Source organism: Pseudomonas congelans, assembly GCF_900103225.1.
GTDB classification, from domain to species: domain Bacteria; phylum Pseudomonadota; class Gammaproteobacteria; order Pseudomonadales; family Pseudomonadaceae; genus Aquipseudomonas; species Aquipseudomonas congelans.
Genome location: NZ_FNJH01000002.1, coordinates 245,907 through 269,196, shown reverse-complemented (window position 1 = coordinate 269,196; position 23,290 = coordinate 245,907). Strand labels below are relative to the sequence as shown.

At 52.1% G+C, this 23,290-nt stretch carries 25 protein-coding genes, 1 pseudogene and 1 riboswitch; of the genes and pseudogenes, 3 read left to right on the top strand and 23 right to left on the bottom strand.

Going from position 1 to position 23,290, the window contains the following annotated elements:
* Nucleotides 1–46: 46 nt before the first annotated feature.
* The 10 genes from BLR20_RS08175 to BLR20_RS08130 form a co-directional block, all read right to left on the bottom strand.
* Complete coding sequence (locus BLR20_RS08175; RefSeq protein WP_044311781.1) at nt 47–571, bottom strand: hypothetical protein; 525 nt, start codon at nt 569–571, stop codon at nt 47–49.
* A gap of 88 nt (nt 572–659) precedes the next feature.
* Nucleotides 660–1,271 carry a DUF3275 family protein gene (locus BLR20_RS08170; protein WP_011267039.1) on the bottom strand — a complete coding sequence of 204 codons (612 nt, stop codon included), beginning with the start codon at nt 1,269–1,271 and terminating at the stop codon, nt 660–662.
* A 96-nt stretch (nt 1,272–1,367) separates the two neighbouring features.
* Entirely contained in the window at nt 1,368–1,700 is a 333-nt protein-coding gene (locus tag BLR20_RS08165; protein ID WP_054994224.1) for a hypothetical protein, read from the bottom strand.
* 476 nt (nt 1,701–2,176) lie between these two features.
* Nucleotides 2,177–2,332, bottom strand: coding sequence for a hypothetical protein (locus tag BLR20_RS27750; protein WP_005895444.1), 156 nt, complete (start codon nt 2,330–2,332; stop codon nt 2,177–2,179).
* Nucleotides 2,333–2,401: 69 nt separating this feature from the next.
* Nucleotides 2,402–2,974 carry an STY4534 family ICE replication protein gene (locus BLR20_RS08155; RefSeq protein ID WP_054994223.1) on the bottom strand — a complete coding sequence of 191 codons (573 nt, stop codon included), beginning with the start codon at nt 2,972–2,974 and terminating at the stop codon, nt 2,402–2,404.
* A 96-nt stretch (nt 2,975–3,070) separates the two neighbouring features.
* The gene (locus BLR20_RS27745) at nt 3,071–3,301 is read right to left on the bottom strand and encodes a hypothetical protein (protein ID WP_003425076.1); all 231 of its coding nucleotides are present in this window, start codon (nt 3,299–3,301) and stop codon (nt 3,071–3,073) included.
* Between the two features lie 304 nt (nt 3,302–3,605).
* Nucleotides 3,606–3,848, bottom strand: coding sequence for a hypothetical protein (locus BLR20_RS08145; protein ID WP_003317521.1), 243 nt, complete (start codon nt 3,846–3,848; stop codon nt 3,606–3,608).
* 307 nt (nt 3,849–4,155) lie between these two features.
* The gene (locus tag BLR20_RS08140) at nt 4,156–4,704 is read right to left on the bottom strand and encodes a regulator (RefSeq protein WP_074594583.1); all 549 of its coding nucleotides are present in this window, start codon (nt 4,702–4,704) and stop codon (nt 4,156–4,158) included.
* Nucleotides 4,705–5,052: 348 nt separating this feature from the next.
* Complete coding sequence (locus tag BLR20_RS08135; RefSeq protein WP_054994221.1) at nt 5,053–5,319, bottom strand: hypothetical protein; 267 nt, start codon at nt 5,317–5,319, stop codon at nt 5,053–5,055.
* Between the two features lie 818 nt (nt 5,320–6,137).
* Nucleotides 6,138–8,159: a DNA topoisomerase III gene (locus tag BLR20_RS08130; protein ID WP_054994220.1), complete on the bottom strand. Its 2,022-nt coding sequence runs from the start codon at nt 8,157–8,159 to the stop codon at nt 6,138–6,140.
* A gap of 293 nt (nt 8,160–8,452) precedes the next feature.
* On the opposite strand from BLR20_RS08130, the gene BLR20_RS08125 reads away from it, so the two are divergent.
* Both BLR20_RS08125 and BLR20_RS08120 read left to right on the top strand, forming a co-directional pair.
* On the top strand, nt 8,453–10,423 hold the full coding sequence (locus BLR20_RS08125; RefSeq protein ID WP_054994219.1) for an AAA family ATPase: 1,971 nt from the start codon (nt 8,453–8,455) through the stop codon (nt 10,421–10,423).
* A 301-nt stretch (nt 10,424–10,724) separates the two neighbouring features.
* Nucleotides 10,725–11,687 carry a tyrosine-type recombinase/integrase gene (locus BLR20_RS08120; protein ID WP_003425065.1) on the top strand — a complete coding sequence of 321 codons (963 nt, stop codon included), beginning with the start codon at nt 10,725–10,727 and terminating at the stop codon, nt 11,685–11,687.
* Nucleotides 11,688–12,401: 714 nt separating this feature from the next.
* On the opposite strand, the gene BLR20_RS08110 is transcribed toward BLR20_RS08120, so the two are convergent.
* The 3 genes from BLR20_RS08110 to BLR20_RS08100 form a co-directional block, all read right to left on the bottom strand.
* Nucleotides 12,402–12,782: a COG4315 family predicted lipoprotein gene (locus BLR20_RS08110; RefSeq protein ID WP_003317528.1), complete on the bottom strand. Its 381-nt coding sequence runs from the start codon at nt 12,780–12,782 to the stop codon at nt 12,402–12,404.
* A gap of 329 nt (nt 12,783–13,111) precedes the next feature.
* Nucleotides 13,112–14,104 carry a beta-propeller fold lactonase family protein gene (locus BLR20_RS08105; RefSeq protein WP_003317529.1) on the bottom strand — a complete coding sequence of 331 codons (993 nt, stop codon included), beginning with the start codon at nt 14,102–14,104 and terminating at the stop codon, nt 13,112–13,114.
* Nucleotides 14,105–14,261: 157 nt separating this feature from the next.
* A complete protein-coding gene (locus tag BLR20_RS08100; protein WP_003317531.1) occupies nt 14,262–15,158 on the bottom strand; it encodes a LysR family transcriptional regulator in 897 nt (298 codons plus the stop codon).
* Between the two features lie 117 nt (nt 15,159–15,275).
* Between BLR20_RS08100 and BLR20_RS08095 the strand changes: the two genes are divergently transcribed.
* Nucleotides 15,276–16,445, top strand: a complete 1,170-nt coding sequence (locus tag BLR20_RS08095) for a TDT family transporter (protein WP_010428856.1) — start codon at nt 15,276–15,278, stop codon at nt 16,443–16,445.
* Nucleotides 16,446–16,453: 8 nt separating this feature from the next.
* Here the strand turns inward: BLR20_RS08095 and BLR20_RS08090 are convergent, their stop codons facing one another.
* The 10 genes and pseudogenes from BLR20_RS08090 to BLR20_RS08045 all read right to left on the bottom strand — a co-directional run.
* Nucleotides 16,454–17,056 (bottom strand): uracil-DNA glycosylase, encoded by a 603-nt coding sequence (locus BLR20_RS08090; protein ID WP_003317532.1) that lies wholly within the window; start codon nt 17,054–17,056, stop codon nt 16,454–16,456.
* Nucleotides 17,056–17,601: an inorganic diphosphatase gene (gene ppa / locus BLR20_RS08085; RefSeq protein ID WP_003317533.1), complete on the bottom strand. Its 546-nt coding sequence runs from the start codon at nt 17,599–17,601 to the stop codon at nt 17,056–17,058. The genes BLR20_RS08090 and ppa overlap by 1 nt, the downstream gene beginning before the upstream one ends.
* 115 nt (nt 17,602–17,716) lie before the next feature.
* Nucleotides 17,717–19,000: a phosphopyruvate hydratase gene (gene eno / locus BLR20_RS08080; protein ID WP_003317534.1), complete on the bottom strand. Its 1,284-nt coding sequence runs from the start codon at nt 18,998–19,000 to the stop codon at nt 17,717–17,719.
* 73 nt (nt 19,001–19,073) lie between these two features.
* A complete protein-coding gene (locus tag BLR20_RS27740) occupies nt 19,074–19,415 on the bottom strand; it encodes a hypothetical protein (RefSeq protein WP_003317535.1) in 342 nt (113 codons plus the stop codon).
* Nucleotides 19,416–19,509: 94 nt separating this feature from the next.
* Nucleotides 19,510–19,776, bottom strand: coding sequence for a hypothetical protein (locus BLR20_RS08070; RefSeq protein WP_003317536.1), 267 nt, complete (start codon nt 19,774–19,776; stop codon nt 19,510–19,512).
* A 42-nt stretch (nt 19,777–19,818) separates the two neighbouring features.
* Complete coding sequence (locus tag BLR20_RS08065) at nt 19,819–20,142, bottom strand: DUF190 domain-containing protein (RefSeq protein WP_003425060.1); 324 nt, start codon at nt 20,140–20,142, stop codon at nt 19,819–19,821.
* Between the two features lie 80 nt (nt 20,143–20,222).
* Nucleotides 20,223–20,588, bottom strand: coding sequence for a hypothetical protein (locus tag BLR20_RS08060; RefSeq protein WP_003317538.1), 366 nt, complete (start codon nt 20,586–20,588; stop codon nt 20,223–20,225).
* Nucleotides 20,585–21,931 carry a voltage-gated chloride channel family protein gene (locus tag BLR20_RS08055; RefSeq protein WP_011267047.1) on the bottom strand — a complete coding sequence of 449 codons (1,347 nt, stop codon included), beginning with the start codon at nt 21,929–21,931 and terminating at the stop codon, nt 20,585–20,587. Before BLR20_RS08055 ends, BLR20_RS08060 begins: the two co-directional genes overlap by 4 nt.
* Nucleotides 21,932–22,011: 80 nt before the next feature.
* Nucleotides 22,012–22,084: riboswitch (Fluoride riboswitch) on the bottom strand.
* 95 nt (nt 22,085–22,179) lie between these two features.
* Entirely contained in the window at nt 22,180–22,503 is a 324-nt protein-coding gene (locus tag BLR20_RS08050; RefSeq protein ID WP_003425054.1) for a DUF190 domain-containing protein, read from the bottom strand.
* A gap of 115 nt (nt 22,504–22,618) precedes the next feature.
* Nucleotides 22,619–23,257 (bottom strand): annotated as a pseudogene (locus tag BLR20_RS08045) (arsenic resistance protein); the annotation flags it as partial.
* Nucleotides 23,258–23,290 lie beyond the last annotated feature (33 nt).

The window sequence follows — 23,290 nt, the reverse complement described above, 5'->3', positions numbered from 1 at the left end:
GGGAACCGCCCTGAGGGGCGGTGATGCCCCTCGGGATTCAATGTGTTTAGCGGATAAATTCGGGTTTATAGATTGCCGCCCGAGTTTGTTCTTCTGTCTCGTACTGCCAGCGACCATCAACGAATGCATCGCGGTCGAAGTCGTAAACTTCAAACATGACGTTTTTGTCGCATGGGTTTAGATGGGTGCAATACAGCTCACCCTCTGAATTCAAACCGGCTGCCCAGTGAGCCCCCAGTTTGAGTCGGTAACCCGGTCGACTCTTCAGCAGCATCGTGTATATCTCTAAGATCTGATCGAAACTCAAAGGCTCAGCAGCCACGAGTTTTTTCTCAAGCGGATCGAAGGTTACGGTGTTTGTTTGATACAACGGGCTTTGCCCAGCAATGAATATCTCGCATCGGAAGCGCGGTCGCATTGCTATGGCCGCGTCTGCCTGTTCTACGGTCAAGTCAAGTTCGTCGACCAGAATGTTCCAGATTTCTGAGTCAGGCGCTTCTTCGTTGTTGGTGAGTTGATCCTCAATGATATCCAGGATCGCTTTCTTGATATTTATGAAAAGCGGATGCATGTGATGCTCCTTCAGTTAGTAATGAGGAGCACCCATGAGGGAGCCCTCAGGGGATGTAAAAGTAGAAAACGCTCAGTTCTGAGCAAGGTCAATAAGTGCTGAGATTCCAAATCTGCAGCTTGAAGTCAAGCTCATACCCGAGCTCGCCAAGGCGAACACATTGTTGCCGCAGACGCTTACGGTCTACAGTTGTGTCCAGCTTGACTGAAGGTCCAATCGGCCAGATCGTGCCGAACAGCTCTGCATCAGCCTCATGTGCGGTGACCTGTTTCTCAGGCTCGGATCTCGTCATCCCGAACGGTGCGTCACTTCCAGCAGAAACTGATCTTCTCGGAGTTGTTTGAATAGTCGGGCGAGGTTTGGTTGACGACGAGCCTCCCGAGGCTTCTTCGTCGAGTGGGTCAGTTTCGTTGTTGGACAGCCTCTCAGCCTCGTCTGCGCTCAGGTTGGCCACATCGTCCAAAGACATGCTGTCCAGCCTGGCGCGGACTTCGACCACCAATCTGCCGCCGTTTGTGTAGTAGGAGGGACGAATTTCGGTGATAACAAAATCACCTCGATATTTGCCCTCGTGGTACTGGTCCAGCAGCGCGTCCTTGATAACGAACTCACCGATGGACGTCGAAAGTCGCCCAACGTTGAAAGCGCCGTTGCGACCGCTGATGGTGCGTATGGCCAAATAGCCGGGCAGGTTGATCATGACTACTCCGGATTATCGGGCAGGCCACTAATATGGGAGCCCGAAAAAAAAGCCCGAATATTCGGGCTTGTTCGTGGTTGCAGGTTGCTAACTGGGTCAGCAAAGATAGAGCGGCTTTTCATCCCTCAGCGAAATACACAGGTACGAATTACCGTGTGCATCAATGCGATGGAGTTTTAGCTCCAGCCATTCACGCCCTGAGCGGTCACCGTTAGGTGGGAAACGATAGATACCGAAGTCTATCTGGGTTTCATCGGGTTGCAGGTGGAGTTCGCGATACGCTTCGAGTACGACGTCGCCTAGGCGAGTGCCGACTTCTGCAATATGTGATGGGGCTTCCAGGTGAACAGATTCATTCCATGCGGAAGGCGTCAGCACAACTGGCAATTTCAGCAAAGTGGATGGCAAGTGGTTTATGGCGGTGGACATAGTAGTTCTCCAGGTGCGGGTAACCACCTGGCCCGACCGGGTGGTGAATTACCCGGTCAGGTTGGTTTTCGTTCTTGAGAACGTTTGGTTAGAGTCTTTCTGTTACAGCGGATGGGCTATCAGGATATATATCTATCCCGCACCATTCCCGAAGAGTCCAGTAAGACCTGAGGAGTGCAGCATCTTCAATATACGAGCTGTGGTCCGGTGTGAAATTCTCAACGTGGTCCAATAGGGCCAAGTCTTCGAGCTTGTCCAGGACATCCTCCCAATACAAACTGGAAAAGCGATCCGGCGGCGTATCTTTGTTCAAAACCTGTTGATAGATACTATCTTGAGTGTGTGCTTTTGAGATCAGCAAAGCGAGCTCAAGTCGCAAGGTAAGTCTATTAGTATTACTGTCCATAGGAGCTCCAATATAAGGGCCCCGGTCCCTTAAGGGTGGGGGCCTTAAGGGTAAAGTAGAAGGTTTAGTGTCAAGAAGTGATCACCATACCTGCCATTGCAAGAAAAGTGGCGACCAGTCCTCCTGCGCCGATCTGTGTCAGTAGTTGAGCGGAGAGCTGTTGTCCAAATTCCAGAAAAAATATGCTTAGCACTGTAAGCACGAGTGTAGCGATAGCGAATTTCATGAAGTCGTTACCTACTTTGTGGAGAAAAGAAAAGGCGCCTGCAGGGCGCCTTGAGGTTGTAAAAATCTATCAAGCGGCTTGTTTCTCTCCTCGTCCTGCGCGAGCTGGTTTTGCTCGTGTTGGCTTAGGGGGAGTAGCAGCTGGAGTAGCCACGTCAGTTGGTTCGCTGGAGGCAGACGCCTCGGATTGAACGACTGGGGTAGCTTCGGACTCTGAACTTTCAGAAGAGGCAGGTGCTTCTTCTTTCTGCGGAGCCTGATAGACGTATTCACCTTCAACTTTGATCCAGGCAAGGTACAAGAGACGGCCTTTGAGGCTGACACCTGCTTGGCCCTGCTTAGCACCACTGCTGTAAGTAAAAATATCAGCCCAGATATCGCCGATCCGGAAAGAGACAAGAACCTTCTTCTCGGCAGCAACAGCTTCCTGGCAACGGCGAATCAGCTTGTCAGCTTCAGCACCAACCACGTTGCAGTCGATGTAGGCGTACTCAGGTTTCTCAGATGTGCCTTTGAGGGCAGCTACTGTCACAGCCATGAAAGGAGCGCCCTTACGAGGCTTCACTTCACGAATGCGGTTGAGATAGCCAATGCCGACGGTGTGCAGGTCGAAGTATTTGGTTTCGTTGGTAGAATTGCTCATGATGTATCTCCAGTTTTGAGCGTTCAAAGCGGAGATACACTTCGCCCAGGGGGAAGGTATTCCCCGCATGGGTGGTAAAGCGAAATTTTACGACAATCAATGCATGAATCTGAACGCAGTAAGCATAACGCCTACAGCAGCAGTCAGCATGACGGCCATACGAATGGTGAGTTTCAGTTCGAGTCTAGACTCGAGAGTGTCGATGTCGGCTTTTGTCGCGAGTTGCGTTTGCATATCCGACTCCAGAGCATCGACGACTGCAGCGGCGCGGTCTTCCGGAACATCGATTGAAATCAATGCTTGGTACAGCGCAATACTGCTTTTCATGAAGGTCTCCTGCTGGGCACGAGACCAACCCTACGGGAAAGGTCCCGATGGGGTGAGAGAATCATTGTGCATCCATCAACCAGATAAACTGGTCAACCGTTCGCGCTTCCGAATGCTTTGCGAACTGGGGGTTGGATTAATGCGAAAAACGCATCGTAGTCATGAAATCCAGACTACCTCGGGCATGTTGCTGACAACGTCAGCGGTACATGGCTTTAGAATCCTTTAAGGGCGATTAGTTTGTCAACCCTCCAAATGAAAAAAGCCCCTCAATACATGAGGGGCTTGCCAAGGGTGGGGAGTATTAGGCAATGAGCTGGTCCAAAGGACCCATGACAGGGGCCTTGACTGGTGGTTCAGCATCCTGCTTTTGGGATGTTTCAAGCGCCTTCGATGCGCGAGATTTCCGGGGTTTCTTTACGGGTTTGGCTTGAATTTCTTGCATGTGGTGATCATACCAGCCAGCAAGATCGACGTGTTTGCATCGAGCCAATGCCGGCAGGCGGTATTGTTCCCACTGTTCGTTGGACATCACAGGTTCAGGCATTGTCCTGACTTGCTGTGGTGCGACTTGCACTGGTTCAGGATTAGGCTTATGAGTGACTGCACGGATGCATTCACGCAATGCTGTACCAACCATAACGCCAAAACGAAAGCTTGCTGTACTCATGATGTTTCTCCAGGGAAAATTACGGAGAACACCGCCCGAGAGGGGAGTGATTCCCCGCTGGGTGAGTGACGCGTTTAATGTGCATCCATCGGCGTTTGAAACACCGATCGTTCGCGCCTCCGGAAGCTTTGCGAACTTTAGGTTGGATCAATGCGTAGAACGCATCGTAGTCGTGAGATCCAGACTACCTTCGACGAATAGTTGATAATTCCAACGCCTTAATCCACAAAGCTTTGAGTAAGTTACGGATAGGTTTGCTTGCGTATACCATTTCTTGTTGACGCCATTGTTCATTCATAAGCTCCCATTCCTCATCACTCATCGCGAGGGCTGGATCACTTATTTCAAAGACTTCAGCATCAGTAAGGTCACAATCTTCAGGTCCATAGTGCTCATAAACCTCTGGCCCAGTGAACTCAAAACAACCGCATGGGCAGGTGTCTTCAGTAAGGCCGTGACTGCAGATTCCATGGCTTCGATTAACTTCCCTTGCCGCCTTGATTTCTGACGGGGAAAGATAATCATAGTCCAAGCGTGCATAGGTAAACGCATCTGCTGCTTCAAGCGCCAGTTCGTCATCGCCGAAAGTCTCAATCATCTGAGAGCAGAAGTGCTCAAAGACCATCGTTTCGTATGTCGGAAATTGACGGCATGCCTCGCCATAAAGCATATCAACGCGTTTCGTGATTTCAGCATTCTGAGATGCTGAGTGCATAGCCGTGTGATTCGACATGGTCAGTCTCCGTTCAAATAGTAGAAAACGGAGAAACTTGTCCCTAAGGGAAAGTATTCCCCGAGGGCAGGTGAGTTGTATGACATGACTCAGCCAAGCCGAGTGCAGCGTTGCGGGCGATGTGAAATATGCATCCATCGGTAACCAATACCGATCGTTCGCGCCTCCGGAAGCTTTGCGAACTTTGGGCGGGATCAATGCGTGGGACGCATCGTAGTCGTGAGATCCTGACTACCCGGGCATGTTGCTGACAACGTCAGCGTTACATGTCTTGAGAATGTGAATTCTTTGAAGGCTTGTCAAGCACGAGCTGTCGGGTTTGGCCACGACCAGCGTGAGATGCTTGTTTCAGAGCTCTCTACGACAGTATCTTCCTTCTGCTTGACTTGGTTCGCAGGCAGCAACCACAGCATTTGTCGCATCAATCACGGACTGCAGTCGACGTGTGATCATCGGGATCTCATCATGCTCCAAGGCTCCCCCTACTCTCAGAATCGCAGCGAGTTCTAAGGCTGCCTGAGCCGCTTGGTTCTCAACTGTTTCTGGTCTTACTGGAGACTGCTTAGACGCAAGTTTAATGATCATCCAGTCAAGCACTCCCTTCAGCACACTCATGTTAATTCCTAATATTGATGAACGCAAAATACAGTGTTCCTTACTGACTCAGCCCCGCAAAAGCGAGGCGTAATTAGAGCTTGTTTTATTCACGCGAAAGAACAACCTGTTGGATGAATTTCACGCGAACAGACGCTTTATCTGGCTGGAGAAACAATGTTGTTCTAACGCTGACTCAATGGGAATCGTGCTGAGAGCTATCTCATTGAAGACGCTAGCTCTCAGCCGATGTGTACTTTGCAACAACCTGTAAAGTTTGCCACCTGTGAGCGCTAGCTCAGCGAGGATCCCTGGGCATTGATCGCACGCATTGCTACATCGACATCACCCGGCCCGTTGTCGTGGCTTGGGCCAGTTATCAAAAGGCACGCATTCGCGCACAAAGGGAACCCGTTTTTTCACCGGTGGGCGCCGGCAGCGAAAAGTGGCTACCCCGGAAGGTAACCTGGTCATCCAGCGTTGCGAGATGACCAGGTTACCTGCCGAGAGAGTCGGAAGCGTTTTTAAAAAAAGTGGACCGCAACACCAGTGCGGCCCTGAGACGACTATGCATCGAACCTTCTGCGAACTCTGTGTGCCTATGAACCCGCTTTCACGAGTTAGACGGCTGCGTGTCTGCTACTGAACAGGGAGACACAGGGAGAATTCACAACAAGATCTGTACGCCCCTCCCGATGCTTTGCGTACTTTGGGGGAGGAGAATGAAGGCAAGGCCGACTTCTCCAGGGTGTCACTGATGACCGTCAGTGACCAGCGGGGTGGAACTGGTAGTAGCCCCATTGTGGCACATCATTTGTAACCCCGCTATCACCAGCCTCTCAGCTGCCCTTGACAGTAGCGGCTCGGGGCTTGGCTGACTTGCCAGGTGATTTTTTCTTCCCTGTACCAATGTTCACCGTACCTTTGCATTCGGGGTAGCGGGAACACGCCCAGAAAACGCCTGAGGATCCTTTACGCTGCGAGGTTTTCGCACTGCACAAAGGGCACTTGGGACCTTCGGGCACTTTGATCGACAAGGTGGTGCCTTTGTATTGGTCGACGAGCCTGGTGATCCAGTTCGATTGCCTGGCGATAAAATCATCGAGCGTCAGGGTGCCTTGCTCGATCATCGTAAGAGCTTGCTCCCATATCGCAGTTGTGCCGGGATCAGCCACAGCAGGAGGGACCGCATCAATCAGCGAGAACGCTGCTTCAGTTGCTCGCAGCGCGCTACCTTTCTTGATGAGTGATCCTCGGTCTATCAAGCCCTGAATTGTGCCTGCGCGAGTTGCTTCAGTACCAATGCCGGTGGTTTCCTTGAGCTTTTGAGCCAGTCGTGGATCCTTCACCAGCTTGGCAATGGTTTTCATCGCTTTGATCAATGTACCTTCGGTGTAAGCCTTGGGCGGCTCGGTTTTCAGCGATTTGAGATGCAGGTCCTGAACGTCACACCGAGTACCAATTTGCAGCACTGGCAGGATCTGAGAGCGGCCACCACTTTCCTCAGCCTCCTCTTCGGACGATGCAGAAAAAAGAACCTTCCAGCCTGGGACCACGATTCGCTTGCCCACTGCTTGCAGTAGAACTGCATTGCATTCGAAGGTGGCCACGGTCCGGTCGTACTCATGGGTAGGCAGGAATTGCGCAAGGAAGTGAGCGCGGATCAATTCATAGACCTTGCGTTCCTTCTCAGACATTGCTGAAAGGTTTGCTGGTTCAAGCGTGGGGATTATCCCGTGGTGGGGACCAGTGATTTTTTTGTCATTCCATGCCCGGGAACGTTGTTCCGGGTCGATCAGTTGCAGCGTCTTGCCGATGGATGGATCAGTTCGGTTCAGAGCATCGAGGACCATCGGCACTTCATCGAACATGCTCTCCGGCAGATACCCGCAATCGGTCCTTGGGTAGGTCGTCGCCTTGTGAGTTTCGTAAAGTGACTGTGCTACGTCTAGCGTCTCTTGCACACCCATCCCAAACTTTGCAGAGCACACTTCCTGCAGGGTGCTCAGATCGAACGGGAGCGGAGCTGGATCCTTGCCACGCTTTGTATCAACAGAAACAGTCGTTGCAGCCTGACGATTTTTCAGCGCGGCCAGTGCTGCAGCCGCAGCGGCTTGATCAAGGCAACGGCCTTCCTCATCTACCACGTCCTCGTCTGCGACCCATTTCGCCAGGAACGATTGTCCTGCCGTCCAGAGCTGAACCTCGACACTCCAGAACGGTTTGGGTATGAAGTTCGAGATCTCCCGGTCGCGGTCGACCACCAAGCGAAGGGTCGGTGTTTGAACACGGCCCACTGAGAGCACACCGGTGTACCCTGCCTGTCGGCCGAGCAAGGTGAATAGCCGCGAAAAATTCATACCGATGAGCCAGTCCGCTCGGGAGCGAGCGAGCGCCGAGAGATACAATGGGTAGGTTTCAGAGCCTTGTTTGACGGTGTTGAGCGCCTGGCGGATAGATGCTTCATTGAGCGCAGACAGCCATAGCCTTTGAGTCGGTCCCCGGTACCCACAATACTCGATCAGTTCGCGCGCGATCATCTCCCCCTCGCGGTCAGCGTCTGTCGCAATAATGAGCTCGGTGGCCTGCTTGAGTAGTTGCTTGACGATCTTGAATTGACCTGCTGTTTTCGGCTTGACGATCACCTTCCATTCCGCAGGCAGGATTGGAAGTGTGTCCAAGCTCCAGTTTTTGAGGTGCTCGTCATAGGCATCCGGTGGTGCTGTTTCCAGCAAGTGCCCAATTCCCCAGGTCACGGCCACGCCGTTGCCTTTGATGCAGCCATCTCCCCTGGTTGTAGCTCCTAGGACAGCGGCTATGTCTTTACCCTGGCTGGGCTTCTCGCACAGATACAATCGCATAGTGACTCCGATGACGGGTTATGACTCGTAGGATTACGTTGTCTGCCCCGTCACGAGATGTCATCAGTAAACCCTTACTCAGGTTTGTTGTGATTGTCTTGGAATCGGCATCGCCTGAACAGATGGTTCAGCATTTCTGGTCGCTGTGGAAACGGTGTTCTCCCATGCAGTAGGAGCAGGTGTGCTTCTAGACAGCACTTCAACGTTCGGCTGAGGAGCAAAATCAGACGGATGAAAACACAATTCGATGGTAGAGTTCTGGCATCTATATGCCATCATGCAAGGGATTACGTATGATAGTCGGACTGCTGGTTAGGAATTTCAAAACATATCAATCGATTAATTATGTAAAGCTATCGAATGGGAAGTACTTTAGCGCATTAGTGGGCGAGAATGGAGCGGGAAAAAGCTCGGTTTTAGAGGCGTTGAACAGTTTCTTTAACGGTGCTGAATGGAATCATAATCACTCCTTAACAAAAGGATATGCTGAAAGGGAGCCGTTTATATGCCCGCTTTTCTTAATCGAAAAAAATCTCATGCCCAGTTTGGGCGAGTTTCAATGGTTTATTGAGAAGGTGAGTGAACTCGCTTGGACTTCGAGCGTGGCTGATTTCAACCCTGCGCACAAAATTCATGCTGAGCTATTTTGTGAACATAGAGAAGTGATACAAGCAGAAGGTTATGGGCGTGAAAGCCACTATTTGATTCCTTTCGGTTTGAAGAAGGCTCAGCGTCATGCAATTCCGACAGTGTTTTTTTCAATGTTTGAAACGCTTCCGGCTTATAGTTCTGTTATTAATAATTATGGTGGCTCTGTCGGCGCGATTGCAATCCTTCAGCAGCGTATACTTGAATTTTATAAGTTTATTTATCTACCTGCCGATATTGATTTTAAGGAATATACTAAAATTGAGGGTCGTACTATTCAAGCTTTGCTCGGTCAGAAGCTAGACACTATCGTAAGGGAATTTATCAAGAAAGAAGATATTAGGACGATAAATTCTCGGCTCAATGAGTTTTTGGGTTCAATTTCGGATAAGCTCGGTGTGTACGAGTATAGAAAGCCGTCTCAAAAGCAGAACTTAGTCAATCAGTCTCATTTGACTGACAAAGTAATTGAAGCTTTTTTCGAGTCCAAGGTTTTAAATAGAAAAGATGGCAGGGACCGTACTCCGGTCAGTGACCTAAGTTCGGGTGAGAAAAGGCAGGCTTTGGTTGATGTAGCCAAGGCATTTCTGTTGGCCAAAGCAGCTCCCTCGCACCAGCAAGTTATCCTCGCGATTGACGAACCTGAATTGTCGTTACACGTTTCGTCGTGTTTCGGTCAATTCGAAAAACTTCGAGAAATATCCGAGTCAGGAATTCAAGTCCTCATCACTACCCACTGGTACGGTTTTATGCCAATCATCTCAAATGGGGTGGCGGTTTACTGTCCCAAGGGGGACCAATCCCCTCTGCTTTTGGATTTGAGATGCTTCAGAGAAGATATTAAAAAACTCAAAGCGGCAACACTAGGGGAGCTGCCTATCGAGCTTGAACTAAAGGGTATCAATGACTTAGTTCAGTCAATTATCGCTTCAATTACCAGTGCTGATTATCGATGGGTCATATGTGAAGGTTCTGCTGATAGTGTTTATTTGAATCACTATTTAAAAGGGCAAAAATTATTTATAGTACCTGTTGGGGGAGCTCCGACGGTAAAAAAGATTTTCAATTATTTGTACTTGGCGCTTGAGGATGTCAGGAGCGATGTCAGAGGCAGGGTTTTTTGTTTGATTGATACAGATAAGAAGTTCGAATCTTTTGATGGTAAGGAATCGTTGGTTGGAGTTCAAATTCGTAGATTGAAGAACGATGAGGAGAGCTACGTTACTCAGCTTCTTAAGACTAGCGATAACAATGCTTTTCCTCCTACTGTGGTTGAGGATGCGCTCAATGCAGATAGTTTTATTGCTGCGATTAATAGTTTTAAATCGCACGCCCTGTACGGTCCGTTTATTGTAAGTCTGTCTGCTCCTTTAAAGTCTGAGAACAAGGATTGGCCATCTAGTCTGGCTCTGAATCTAAGCTTCACAGATCGTAAGATTATGGAGCAGCTATTCGAGTCTGACGGATTTAAAGTTAAGTTTGCATTGAAATATACTGAGCTGGATGATGCTTCAAAAAAACCGGCGTGGATAACTGAGATTGAGTCTTTTTTACTTCCGACTAAGAATAGCTCTAATAAGCCAGCGCGTAGAGTGTCGCGCCAACTGCCGAATTAACAAACACGCGGCGCTACAGGGCGCTGGCACTCATTGCAGTGTGATAACGTCCACGGAACAGTGACTAAAAGAATTTAGACAGAATAGTCTGTCACTGCTGGGATTTGCGCGTCGCGGCTTTGGTAGCTGAGTCGCGGACTTGGCGAAGACGGCTTGAGGGATCTATCTTAAAGGAGTGATAAAATAGGTTATCACCACTTATTGCCGTTTATCGGTTTTAGCAACGGCGGACTGATATAGCGATGATTTTGTGACCGAAAGCTTTGAGAGCGATTGCAGGATAGCCAATGATGAGAACGATATGCAGGAACTGACGAAAAACCATACGAATGATCAGCGTCGGCTCACGGCGGTCGAATTTCAGACGCTGGCCAAGGTTCCAGCCGCGGTCGAGTGGTTTGCCAACCTGGACAACCCTCGAACACGACGTGCTTACCAAAACGACCTGGAAGACTTCTGTAGTTTTATCGGCTTGGCTTCGGCCGATGAATTTCGGGTCGTGACCCGATCGCATGTTTTAGCCTGGCGAGCCCACCTCGAGCATCGCGGTTTGGCCGGAGCCACGATCCGGCGCAAATTGGCCGCGCTGGCCAGCCTCTTTGATCACCTCCTGGAGAACAATGCGATCGCCGGCGGCAATCCAGTGCATGGGGTAAAACGTCCCAGGATAGAAAGCAATGAAGGCAAGACGCCGGCGTTGGGTGACCACCAGGCGAAGGCGCTGCTCGAGGCGCCGGATGAAACAACACTTAAAGGGCAGCGCGACCGGGCGCTATTGGCTGTTCTTCTCTATCACGGACTGCGCCGTGAAGAAGCGGCGCTGCTGCAGGTGAGCGACATTCAGGAGCGCCGCGGTATTCAGCATCTGAAGGTTCACGGCAAGGGCGGCAAGGTGCGATACCTCCCGTTGCACCCGATCGCAGCCGGGCGTATTCATCAGTACCTGGAAAACTCAGAGCATCATCTGGCCGAACGGAAGGTGCCACTGTTCATGCCGCTGCGAGGTAAATTGACCGGCGCCGGTATCACGGCAAACGGCATCTATGCCGTCGTCACGGCCTACGCGAAAAAGGCCGGGATTGAGGTCGACGGCCTTGGGGTTCATGGACTCCGAGCAACGGCAGCCACCAACGCCTTGGAGCATGAAGCCGATATCGCCAAGGTCCAGGCCTGGCTGGGTCATGCCAACATCAGCACGACCAAGATCTACGATCGGCGGGAGAACCGGCCGGAGGATTCACCCACCTATAAAGTGAAGTATTAATTGAAGTGATCGAGGCCTAAGCGGCAGCTCACCCACGCGCACTGCCAAGGATGTGGTGCAACGCTGCCCATGGATGATGACCTTCCACATCGCTGGCTGGACAGGTGTCGGCATGTAGAAAGGGGCTTTCGCAGTCTTCCAGCGCTTGGCTTTCCATGCAGCCAGTGCATACAGCACGTCCGGCAACGATCGACCATCGACCGTTCCGTTCCTCAACACCTCGTTCAGTCTCCACTGTTTCGACTCCTCAGCGTACGTTTGTTAGATGCTGAAGGTAGCGCTGTGCGGGCCGATTTGATACGCCCAAAACCATACCCTTGTTTGAGTTGTAAGCCATGCGCACCAACCAACAAAGCGACGCCTGTTGGTCGGCTTATTAACGGCAGCTTTCGGCCATAAGCAGACCTTCGCCCGCATATTTACGATGCCCTACCGTTCTAATTGGCGTTGCCTCAGAATATCGGTCCACTAGCGGCTGGATGGAACCACCATGCGCATCGTCACAGACTCCCGGCCAAACGAAATCCTCAGGCTGGCGTTACGGGAATACGTCCAAGGTGTACCGTACCTCGGCCCCATTTTTCGTTGAAATGATCCATCAAAGATTTATGAGGCGCGGCGGCTGTATGTTGGCGAAAATATCAGGTGTGTATTCTTCTGGTTTGCGCCACTGACAAAGCCAGTGGCGTAAGCCAGCCTATTAATTATTTGACGTTACGGCTTGGCAACGTGCCAGACTTGGTTGACGCCGTCACCGGTTGTATCCCCTGGCTTGGTATCTTTGACCCAGCTGTAAAGTGGCATGCCTTTGTATGCCCATTGTTTTGTGCCATCGTCTCGAGTGATGACAGAGTAATCATGACCCGCTTTCGCGTCTGCGGATACCGGTAGAGGTGGCCAGTTTGAAGCGCATGGCCCATTGCAGACCGACTTGCCCGAGGTGTCCTTACCGAAGGTATAAAGAGTCATACCTTTTGCGTCTACGAGTACTTTTCCCTTGTCCGTTTCAGCAAGCTTGACTGGCGCATCGGCGAGCGCCAAACCCGACATGCAGCTGGCGGCAACAGCGACGGTGAGAATCATCTTTTTGAACATATGTATTTCCTTTGGTCATTTTTAATTTTTAGAAGACCCACCTGCCTCTGAAACGGCAAGCGATCAGACAATAGACGAGCCACAAACAGGTTAATTCGACTCCATAGAAAAAACGTCCCGATATCATTTTTTGCTGGAATGCTGGGCTCTCCCCCCCCCCGGACCCTGTGCCTTCCTCAATTGAGCAAAGCGACGCTCACGGTCAAGCATCATTGGCTCATCTCAATGAGCGACGGCGATCCATCATCCAGGACTCATCATTTTCACTCATTATTATTCACTTGGTCGTGGAGTATCAGCAGGCCCCCATGAAGGCCTGCGCTGTTCAATCAGTCGGCCTTGAGCGTCGACACCACCTTGTTGCTGGCGAGATCGACTGTGGAGATACTCAAGTCCTCATTGAGGACATACGCCTTCGACTTGTCTTTGGTGAAGACAATGGCCTGGCGGGGTGCCTTCAAACCGGTCACAGTGGTGGTCACTTTCAGCGTTTTGGTGTCGATCACTGAAAGGCTGTTGTCACCGAGGTTACCCGAGTAGACGTGCAGCCCGTCTGGAGTGAGGGCTGCGCCGTAGGGGTCTTTGCCAACAATGACGGTGGTTGTGATGGCGCGTTTTTGAGTGTCGACAACTGCGATGCTGTTACTGCCGCTGTTAGCCGCGTACAGCGTATTGCCGTCCGCCGATATGGAGATGGCGCGCAACTTGTTGAAGCCAGTGATCTCACCTTCAATCGTATTGGTCTTGCTGTCGACCAAGGTAATTTTGTCCCCAAGAAAGTTGGTGACATAGACGGTTTTGCCGTCAGGACTTACTCGGATGCCCTGGCGCGGTTGGGAGAAGCCAGGTACCACAGCTACTGGCCGCTGGTGATCAAGGTCAATGACCGACAGCGTGCTGGCCGCTTCATTGTTGACGTAGAGCAGGCTTCCGTCCTTGCTGAGTGTGGTACCAAAAGCACCTGCGCCCAACGGAATATCTGCGATCACTTTTAAAGTCTTGGTGTCAATCTTGCGCACGACCCCCAAACTGCTGTCGGAGAGGTAGAACACATCGCCAGTTGGCGAAAACACAATATTTCGCGGCGTGACGTAGCCGGTGAGAACCTGGCGAACCTTACCGGTTTTCAAATCATAAACCACTACATCTGGACGCTGACTGTAAGAGACCACCGCCGTCGTTTCATCAGGGCTGACGGCCAGCGAGTTGTTGTGAATATCGCCGTCAAACGTCCAGCGATCTTGCGCGGCCCACGCGCTCATCGATGCGGCCAACGCAACACCCAACGTCAGGGCTGTGACGGTTTTCTTTATCACATTCATCAGAATTTCCTCATAGGGTAAGCAAGGCACCCAGTCGCGCCTTGGCATATACAACTCGTTCATCGCTGCAGGGCAATGAGTTGACTTTATGCGTCGTTGATAAATTCCGCAAACAACTTGTTTTGGTAGCTCTTACCTGTTTTATAAATAGGTCTAGCTACTCCTGGCTCACGAATTGACTGCATTTTTCCCAGAATCGCTCAAGCCCAGGCGAGATGTATTTGTCCCGGTGACGGATCAGAAAAAAACGTCGGGTCAGTGCAGGCAACGCGTGCGGCAGTTCAACCAAGACTTCAGAGGCCAGTAGATCCCGAACGACCCAGCGGGACAGGCAACTGATGCCGATGCCTTGTGCGAGGGTATGCTTGATGGCCTCTGAACTGCCGATCTGGCGCGTTTCGGCGAGATCGTGCAAATGACGCAGCAGCAATTGTTCGACTTCTTCACGGGTACCAGAACCTGGCTCGCGCAGTAGCCATTCAGCGGTACGAAGATCATCAAGTGTGACCTGCTGCTTTAGTGCCAAGGGGTGCCGTTGGCCTGCGGCAATAAGCAACTCATCAATTAGCCAAGGCTCGGCACTGAGTTCGGGCAGGTGGCAAGGCCCCTCGATCAGGCCCATATCAATCTCGAAATCAGCGACTCTTCTTGCGATAGCCATGCTGTTGGCCATGTCGACATCGACCCTCAAATGTGGTGTTGATTGACGTAGCTCACCGAGAATCAATGGCAGAACATAATTGCCTATCGTGGTACTGCATCCTACCCGCAAGCGTGTCTTCAGCCCGGCATGGCCGGGTAAGAAACTGGCCTCTATCTGTTGTGCATTCTCAAGCATCCTTCTGGCTTGAGGCAGTAAGGCATGGCCGTTATCGTTCAGCACTAAACGCTTGCCTACACGGTCGAACAGCCTGGTATCCAAGGCGCTTTCCAACTCGTTCAGTGCGGCGCTGGTTGCAGATTGGGACAGTGACACCGAAATGGCGGCGCTGGTGGTGCTACCGTGCTGCGCGACGGCGCAGAAAATTTGTAGCTGGCGTAGGCTTAGCTTCATGTAATCTACCTTCTTTATAGGTCATATAAACCTATACTATCCGTTTTTACCGCTATTCCCATCAAGCTATACTTCAACCATGTCATATCGAAGGCACACTGAAGCGGGAGCGCGAAAATGAGTGAGACACGACTCGCAGCTATAATGGGCGGCAGCCATCCACTGGCGGCTTTGTCCAATCCACGAGAAGCGATCCGGCAGTTCACACCCAACTGGTTCGCCGCCACGATGGGCACCGGGATTCTGGCGCTGGCTCTGGGCCAACTGCCCTTTGTTGCGCAGTGGCCCAAAGCGTTAGGGGAAGCCTTGTGGTTTTTTAATATCGTGCTGTTTTGCCTGTTTACGCTGATGTACGCGAGCCGTTGGGTATTGTTCTTCGATGAGGCCAAACAGATCTTCGGCCACTCCACTGTATCGATGTTTTTTGGAACTATCCCCATGGGATTGGCGACCATCATCAACGGTTTTCTCCTTTATGGTTTGCCACGCTGGGGGGGTGGGGTAGTCGCTTTAGCCGAAGTGTTGTGGTGGATCGATGTCACCATGGCATTGGCCTGCGGGGTGCTGATCCCGTATATGATGTTTACTCGCCAGCAGCACAGCATTGATCAGATGACAGCGGTATGGCTGCTGCCAGTAGTTGCGGCTGAGGTGGCTGCCGCCAGTGGCGGTCTATTGGCTCCGCACCTCGCTGATGCGAGCGCACAGTTCACCATGCTCATCACCAGCTACGTGCTGTGGGCCTACTCGGTGCCCGTCGCCTTGAGCATACTGGTGATCCTGTTACTGCGCATGGCTCTGCACAAACTACCTCATGAAAGCATGGCAGCATCGAGCTGGCTGTCTTTAGGGCCGATCGGTACCGGGGCTTTGGGGATGTTGCTGCTGGGCAACGATGCTCCAGCAATCTTTGCTGCCCATGGAATGGCAAGCATCGGCGGCGTAGCCGAGGGCATTGGCTTGATCGGTGGTGTGCTGTTCTGGGGGCTGGGATTGTGGTGGATGGTATTGGCGCTGCTAATTACCGGGCGCTACTTCAGGGAGGGCATTCCCTTCAACCTCGGCTGGTGGGGCTTCACCTTTCCGCTGGGAGTGTACGCCGTAACAACCCTCAAATTGGGCTCTATGCTGCACCTCACGTTCTTTAGCTTCTTTGGCGTGGTGCTGGTGTTGATGCTGACTGTCATGTGGATGATCGTCGCGGCTAAAACCCTGGCTGGTGCCTATCGCGGCAACTTGTTCGTCTCGCCGTGTATCCACTCGCTGAGCAAGGCGAGCAAAACCTGAGCCTTTGGCTACTTGATCGACTGTTTGGCGTGACGCAGTGTGGACAAAATGCGCTGCCTAACATTCGGGTGAGTGCAAACGGAAAGGGGGCTTGGGTGTGGCATTTCCAGCAATGAAAAATTAGGGAAGGCGAGCCGAACACGCGGTATGGCTTTCTGGGCAACACGTCCGGCAAACACGATAGTGACGAGATCAGGGAAAAGCGTCAGTAGCGTGATCAGCATCTCGATACCTTCCTCAATTTGCGCTCTGCGGAGCGGACCCTTGGGCTTATCGAGATCTGGTAACCAAGGGTACAAATTCCAAAGGACGGTTTTGTGACGTGCCAGTCCAACCTGCTCAATGAAACCTTTCAGGTTGCGTTGTGCAGGCCCCGGATTGTCTCTTGAGACATACCGTGGAAGACTGACCGTTCGAGCGGGCGATTCCAACAAGATCAATACCCTTGCGAAGACGCCGCCATCCAGTGGATCGAAATACGGTAATGTTCTTTCGCCCGTGGACTGGGCCATTACCCAGCGCGTCAATTCAGCAGTTTTCGGCAGCAGCAAAAAGTCTTCTCTTACCTTAAGAGAAATTTCCTGCTCTGCGCTTTTCTGATTGAGTAACACTACTTGGAAGCCTCCTTCTTCAGGTTATAGGCCGCTACCGATTTACGAATATCTTCCCGCGCTTCGTCTGCGCTCCCCCAGCGGCCCATTTTCACCCACTTACCCGGCTCTAACGCTTTGTAGTTTTCGAAGAAGTGCTGAATCTGTGCGAGGAGTAACGCAGGGAGGTCAGAGCATTCCTTTACATTGCTGTACATAGAGCTGAGTTTTTCATGAGGCACTGCGATTACCTTGGCATCCGCACCAGCTTCGTCCGTCATGTACATCACACCTACTGGGCGACTGCGGATGACAACGCCAGGTGATACCGGGTAAGGGCAAATCACGAGGACGTCCAAAGGATCGCCGTCATCGCTCAAGGTATTTGGAATGAACCCGTAGTTAGCCGGGTAGAACATCGGCGTGCTGAGGAAGCGATCAACGAAGATCTGTCCACTTGGCTTGTCCACCTCGTACTTGATCGGCGAGTGGTTTGCAGGAATCTCGATAACGGTGAAGAAGTCATCGGGGATCGCGTTACCAGCTGGAATATCCGTGTAGCTCATGCTCATATCTCCAAGCGTCTAGGAAAGGCCAATGCCACTGACGTTTTTGCCAACAGCTATACGTGGTTCGTTTTTTTACGGTAACCAGTCCAACAGGTTTACCGGCGATAGGCCGTCAGCGCACGAATGCATCATGTCCTGCATAAAACGCACGGCTGCCAAGATCCTCTTCTATTCGCAGAAACTGATTGTATTTCTCGACCCGCTCCCCCCGGCATGGAGCTCCTGTCTTGAGATGGCCAGTCCCCATCGCGACAGTCAGATCAGCGATGGAGCTGTCCACCGTCTCCCCGCTACGATGAGAAACCATCGCCCCCCAATTTGCCCCATAGGCCATTTCGATGGCGGCTTTGGTCTCAGTCAGCGTTCCGATTTGATTAGGTTTGATCAATACGGCATTGGCGACGTTTTCTGTGATGCCTCGCTGAATCCGTTCGACATTGGTGACAAATAGGTCATCTCCAACCAACTCGATCCGGTCACCCAGAGCTGCATTCAATAGCTTCCAGCCTGACCAATCGTCTTCCGCGAGTCCATCTTCCAGTACCGCAATCGGATACTTGTCGACCCAGGAGGAATAGAGATTAATCAGCTCTTGAGCATCGACCTTACGACCCTCAGAGCGCAGATGGTAAAGGCCGTTTTCATAGAAGCCGCTGGATGCTGGATCGATAGCGATCTCGATCTGAGATCCAGGGGTGTAACCAGCCCTCTCGATTGCCTTGATGATCAGCTCAATGGCGTCTGAGTTTTTCTTGAGTGCCGGCGCAAAGCCGCCCTCATCTCCGACCGCTGTTGAATAGCCGGCGTCCTTAAGCACCGCTTTCAGCTCGTGGTACACCTCGGAGCCCCATCGCAAGGCTTCCTTGAAACTGCCAGCCCCTGTAGGTGCAATCATGAATTCCTGAAAGTCAGGGCCTTGCCAGTTGGCGTGAACACCGCCATTGAGAATATTGAACATCGGGACGGGCATTCTTGCTGCTTGCTCGCCGCCCAGATATTGGAACAAGGGCAAGTTCAGCGCAGAAGCCGCCGCTCTGGCAACGGCGAGGCTCACGCCCAAGATCGCGTTTCCTCCAAGCCTGGATTTATCAGAGGTTCCATCCAGCTTAATCATCAAATGATCAATTTGTTCCTGGTCAATCGCATTCATGCCCCTCAGAGACTCAAGTATTTCGGTATTCACATTGCTAACGGCCTTTAACACTCCCTTGCCGGAGTACCGCTGTGTATCTTTGTCACGCAACTCAACTGCTTCGTGAGCGCCTGTAGAGGCACCGGACGGTACTGAAGCCCGGCCCATGGCGCCGCACTCCAAGGTGACGTCGACTTCAACGGTAGGGTTACCGCGTGAATCGAGAATTTCACGTGCATGAATGGCCTGGATTTGCGTTTTCATTGATCTTCTCCAAGTAACGATTCGGGAGCGTCATTAACCATTTGAATCCGTTGAGAGGCCTCTATGTCGGACGTCAGCTCTCCATGAGTATCCTGAACAGCTGCACTGCCGACACCGCAATTGCGGGAACCAAGAAGCCTCCAATAATTAGTTCAGGAATCTCTCCCACCAAGGGCATGAACTGCCCTCTTTTTGCCATCTGGAAAAGCTCCATCATTTGGTTTGAAGCAACCATTACAGAGCAGCAATACGCCGTCTGGGCTTGTAGCCTGACGCGCCTTTGATTTAGCAGATGAAAGGTCAGCAAGGACACTCCAACGCTTACGATGAAAAGCGCGGCGAACTCATAGACGGATCCTGTGAAAAACCTGCCCATCACAAGCCCGAATACGATGCTCAGCGTCACTGCGCTCATGTGGTCTCCCAATTCTCTAAAATGATTTTGATGAGCCGACGTCGGTGAGCTCCATTTCGCGATCTCATCTTTGGATTGCCAACCGCCATCGCGCTCAATGTTGCTGTGCTCTCAGCTCGTAGCCCGGTACGCAGGTCTGGGCTACGTCGGCCTTGCAGGACTTTTCACTGGGCATACGCATCGTGACTAATGCGCCTTCGAGCGGGGTGACGACGTACCACCCCTCGCTCGAAATCTTTTGATTGTCTGCGATGCCCGCCAGAAAAAGCGACCAAAAAACCAGTCCTACGAGGAGCTGCCTGTTGTCATGAGCCCAGTTAGCGGGGGCTGGCTGTGGACGTAGGTTATAAACTCGGTACATGGCGTTTATCCTTTTTATCGGTTGTCCAACAAGGTGCGTTTTTTAGTTTTTCGCCTGGCCCACTCGACCGTATTCGATGGGCAATTTGATATAGCTCAGTGAAAACGACTCCTTGGCCAATGCCTCCAGCAACCTGTCGCACCCAATTTCATCAGTGGATATAGTCACCGTGACGGGATGGTCGGCACCGCCGAGGAAATGCGCCGTATGCAAATGCCCCAAATGATCTAGCCCCTCTGTACCGCTCACCAACGTCGCACCCAACGCGCCCTCTCGCTTGGCGAACTCGACCAACCACTCTCCCAGTGGAAGGTGCTGGTAGTTGGTACTCTGTTCGGTGAAAAACGTCAGTTGAAAGCCGTTCATAGCTACATCCTCTAATGTCGCGAGTGACCGACGCTTCGGTCGGCCTTACCTCTTCATTTCCGAGCTGTTTTCAAACTGAATTACGACGCGTCAGTGAGCGGTAACTCACATAAGAGAAGAACTGCTCGCACCTTGCGTAACTCGTCAGCGTGGTCGCGCAGGTATGCGCGCAGCTTGTCCTCTGTATCTAGCAATTCCAGACACTGGGGATGACGCATATCGCCAAGCTCCGGGTGATGATGGGAGATGCGATGGCCTGGCAAATAACCTGCAGAAATCGTCTTGAGCATGACCTGCTCAATTCTTGCTTTTTGAGCAACTTTAAGGAGGTGCTGGGCTAGTGCAGGTGCGCTTAGGTGGTGCCAGAAGCTGGTCACGCGAGCCCGGCTAGCGCCAGGAAAATAGAGTTGCAAAGCTGTCAGGCGATCTTGGTGATGTTCAATCATTTCTCTTCCCCCGCAAGAGTCACTTTCCGCTCGCTGGCGGATTCACTTTGAGCATGAAATTGCTTGATATCAGAGAGCCGGATTTCCTCCGGAAGAGGACGGTGATGCTTGCTGTGGCCGACGCGCTGGGCGTGATAGATCCCGGTGTGTCCGGATACGAGGTAACTTGCGATACAGGCAATGGCTGCAAGCGGAGCAATTTCGGGCCCGAAGAGCTCCATGGCCATAACGATGGTTGCCAGTGGCGTATTAGCTGCACCGGCAAAGACGGCGACAAAGCCGATACCAGCCAGCATGCCGAAGGGAAGGTGCAAGAGGGGAGCCAGCGCATTCCCCAAGGTGGCACCGATGTAAAACAGCGGTGTGACTTCGCCGCCCTTGAATCCAGTCCCCAGGGAGACAACGGTGAACACCATCTTTCCAAGCCAGTCCCAAGGGGCCATTGGCATTTGAAAGGATTGGACGATGCTCGGAATGCCTAGCCCGATGTACTTATCAACGTCGATGTAATGGTTACTACCGAGCGCCCACACTGCGACTGCGATCAGCAGGCCGCCGGCGAAGGGTCTTAATGGTGAATAGGTGATAAGCCGCTTAACGAAGGCTCCGAGCTTGTGGGTCGCAGTCGCGAATAGCAGGCCGGTAAGGCCAAAGACAATCCCAGCTGCCACCACAGCCATGACGCTCCACAGCTGCACCGGAACCACTTCGCCAATGACGTAATGCGTGTGAACCACGCCCCAGGCTTGCCCCACCTGGTCAGCAACGATTGCCGCAACCACGCAAGGGAAAAGCGCGTCGTAACGCATACGTCCAATGGCCAATACTTCAAGTCCGAATAAAGCCCCGGCAAGAGGGGTGCCGAAGACGGACGCAAAGCCAGCACTGATACCGGCCATGAGAATCACCCGACGGTCTTCGCGGCGCAGACGGAAGACATGCGTCAGTTGATCGGCAAGGGCACCGCCCATTTGCACCGCCGTCCCCTCACGTCCCACAGATGCACCAAAAAGGTGGGAAACCACGGTTCCGATCAGCACCATCGGCACCATGCGCAAAGGCACGATCTTCTTAGGATCATGGATCTCATCGATGATCAGGTTGTTTCCGGCATCAACGGGTTTGCCTATCAAGTGATATGCAAGTCCCACAGCAAAGCCGGCCACTGGCAGGAGCCAGATTACCCAGGGATGGGTTTCTCGCCACTGGGTGGCATGATCCAAAGAAAGCAGGAATAACGCAGAAGCAGAGCCTGCCAAAAGAGCTACAAGACCAGCAAGCGCAAGCCATTTCGCTATATAGGGCAGTAAGTCGAGTTGTTCAGGTCGTCGAAATTTAGACATTTGGCCAGCCACAAAAAATAAGTGGGCCTGACCAAAGAAGGGATTCTAAGCGCGAACGCCTACAGACCTGGTTTGATCAGGTTTCTGTAGGCATCATCAGCTGCTACGGGCGCAGCGGTTTGTTAATGGAGGAATGCCATCTCCAATGCGCCGATCTTAGCTAGGTCTGTCCAAAATGTAAAATCGTGTTTCGGAGTACGAGGCAAGCGAAGGCGTCTTCGAGTCACCGCTTACGAAAGAGGGCCAAACTAGGTGACCTCTGTTCCGACGAAGCCCAGCTCAACTGGGGTTTTTATGTAAAACAACGAGATATCTTCAAGCTCCAATCGCTTGAATAACTGTTCAGATTCGTCCTCGGTAATGGCCATACGAATTTCGGTAGGCTGATCCGCTAGTTCAAAAAAATGCGAGGAATGCAGCCGGCCGGTATGCCCAAAGCCTTCGATACCTGTGGACAGAGTCGCACCCCGCAGTCCCATTTCTTTCGCCAAATCAACGACCCAGTCGCCGAGCATCTTTCCCTGATAGCGACGATTCTGTTGAGTAAAGAAGGTCACCAGAAAAGCTTTCATGTTCCTCTCCTCAGCGCGTGTTGATTATTTGATAGGACAGAAGCCCGGCAGCCGTCATTACCAGCGAGCCCACGACGTGTAGTGAAACTGAGCCTAGCGCCCAGGGCAGCCTACCCATCACGACCAATACAGCCGCCATAGCCGGTACAGGCATCCAGGCCCATGCGTTGTTCCAGCTTTCAACGATGCGTGATCTCTTTGCCCCGGCAGCTGTTGCTACCGCTAAGACCAAAGGCAAAGCGATCAGCATCACAAAGGCCTCAACAAATGGGCCTATAGAAATGACCACTGTTGAGTCGTTACCCAGCATGAAGGTCAGGTACACCGGCAGCAGTACAAGCTGCATCAAAAGAAGCAATGGGGTGGCCGCCAGAGTGAGTTTGGAGTCGCCTTTACCGATATGGGTAAAAACCACCACATAGTCGATACAAGGCGTCAGCAAGACCAACAGGGCACCCACCAAAATCGCCGGGTGATTGGTTATCCCCATCGTCAATGCCCAAACCAGCAAGGGGATGGCCACGAAGTTGGCTGTGAGCAGCGCCGCCATGAAACGCTTATTTGCGAGGCCATTACGGAGATCCAAGAACGGGATCTGTAGAAACATGGCGTACATCAGCACTGCGATGGTGGGTGTCACCGTCGACCCTAATGCTTCAGACGCATTGGGGGCGAGCAGGCCTCCGAGGGCCGCGACAATGACCGCGACGAAGTAAATGGGAATCTGGTTAGTCTCTAGCTGTTCTCTGTCCACAAAATGCCCTTCAAGCGCGTGAAATTATTTTCT

What these genes read in the sequence shown, in the direction of transcription:
- BLR20_RS08175 (WP_044311781.1), bottom strand. Translation starts at nt 571, where the DNA reads ATGCATCCGCTTTTCATAAATATCAAGAAAGCGATCCTGGATATCATT.
- BLR20_RS08170 (WP_011267039.1), bottom strand. Translation starts at nt 1,271, where the DNA reads ATGATCAACCTGCCCGGCTATTTGGCCATACGCACCATCAGCGGTCGC.
- BLR20_RS08165 (WP_054994224.1), bottom strand. Translation starts at nt 1,700, where the DNA reads ATGTCCACCGCCATAAACCACTTGCCATCCACTTTGCTGAAATTGCCA.
- BLR20_RS27750 (WP_005895444.1), bottom strand. Translation starts at nt 2,332, where the DNA reads ATGAAATTCGCTATCGCTACACTCGTGCTTACAGTGCTAAGCATATTT.
- BLR20_RS08155 (WP_054994223.1), bottom strand. Translation starts at nt 2,974, where the DNA reads ATGAGCAATTCTACCAACGAAACCAAATACTTCGACCTGCACACCGTC.
- BLR20_RS27745 (WP_003425076.1), bottom strand. Translation starts at nt 3,301, where the DNA reads ATGAAAAGCAGTATTGCGCTGTACCAAGCATTGATTTCAATCGATGTT.
- BLR20_RS08145 (WP_003317521.1), bottom strand. Translation starts at nt 3,848, where the DNA reads ATGCCTGAACCTGTGATGTCCAACGAACAGTGGGAACAATACCGCCTG.
- BLR20_RS08140 (WP_074594583.1), bottom strand. Translation starts at nt 4,704, where the DNA reads ATGTCGAATCACACGGCTATGCACTCAGCATCTCAGAATGCTGAAATC.
- BLR20_RS08135 (WP_054994221.1), bottom strand. Translation starts at nt 5,319, where the DNA reads ATGAGTGTGCTGAAGGGAGTGCTTGACTGGATGATCATTAAACTTGCG.
- BLR20_RS08130 (WP_054994220.1), bottom strand. Translation starts at nt 8,159, where the DNA reads ATGCGATTGTATCTGTGCGAGAAGCCCAGCCAGGGTAAAGACATAGCC.
- BLR20_RS08125 (WP_054994219.1), top strand. Translation starts at nt 8,453, where the DNA reads ATGATAGTCGGACTGCTGGTTAGGAATTTCAAAACATATCAATCGATT.
- BLR20_RS08120 (WP_003425065.1), top strand. Translation starts at nt 10,725, where the DNA reads ATGCAGGAACTGACGAAAAACCATACGAATGATCAGCGTCGGCTCACG.
- BLR20_RS08110 (WP_003317528.1), bottom strand. Translation starts at nt 12,782, where the DNA reads ATGTTCAAAAAGATGATTCTCACCGTCGCTGTTGCCGCCAGCTGCATG.
- BLR20_RS08105 (WP_003317529.1), bottom strand. Translation starts at nt 14,104, where the DNA reads ATGAATGTGATAAAGAAAACCGTCACAGCCCTGACGTTGGGTGTTGCG.
- BLR20_RS08100 (WP_003317531.1), bottom strand. Translation starts at nt 15,158, where the DNA reads ATGAAGCTAAGCCTACGCCAGCTACAAATTTTCTGCGCCGTCGCGCAG.
- BLR20_RS08095 (WP_010428856.1), top strand. Translation starts at nt 15,276, where the DNA reads ATGAGTGAGACACGACTCGCAGCTATAATGGGCGGCAGCCATCCACTG.
- ppa (WP_003317533.1), bottom strand. Translation starts at nt 17,601, where the DNA reads ATGAGCTACACGGATATTCCAGCTGGTAACGCGATCCCCGATGACTTC.
- eno (WP_003317534.1), bottom strand. Translation starts at nt 19,000, where the DNA reads ATGAAAACGCAAATCCAGGCCATTCATGCACGTGAAATTCTCGATTCA.
- BLR20_RS27740 (WP_003317535.1), bottom strand. Translation starts at nt 19,415, where the DNA reads ATGAGCGCAGTGACGCTGAGCATCGTATTCGGGCTTGTGATGGGCAGG.
- BLR20_RS08070 (WP_003317536.1), bottom strand. Translation starts at nt 19,776, where the DNA reads ATGTACCGAGTTTATAACCTACGTCCACAGCCAGCCCCCGCTAACTGG.
- BLR20_RS08065 (WP_003425060.1), bottom strand. Translation starts at nt 20,142, where the DNA reads ATGAACGGCTTTCAACTGACGTTTTTCACCGAACAGAGTACCAACTAC.
- BLR20_RS08060 (WP_003317538.1), bottom strand. Translation starts at nt 20,588, where the DNA reads ATGATTGAACATCACCAAGATCGCCTGACAGCTTTGCAACTCTATTTT.
- BLR20_RS08055 (WP_011267047.1), bottom strand. Translation starts at nt 21,931, where the DNA reads ATGTCTAAATTTCGACGACCTGAACAACTCGACTTACTGCCCTATATA.
- BLR20_RS08050 (WP_003425054.1), bottom strand. Translation starts at nt 22,503, where the DNA reads ATGAAAGCTTTTCTGGTGACCTTCTTTACTCAACAGAATCGTCGCTAT.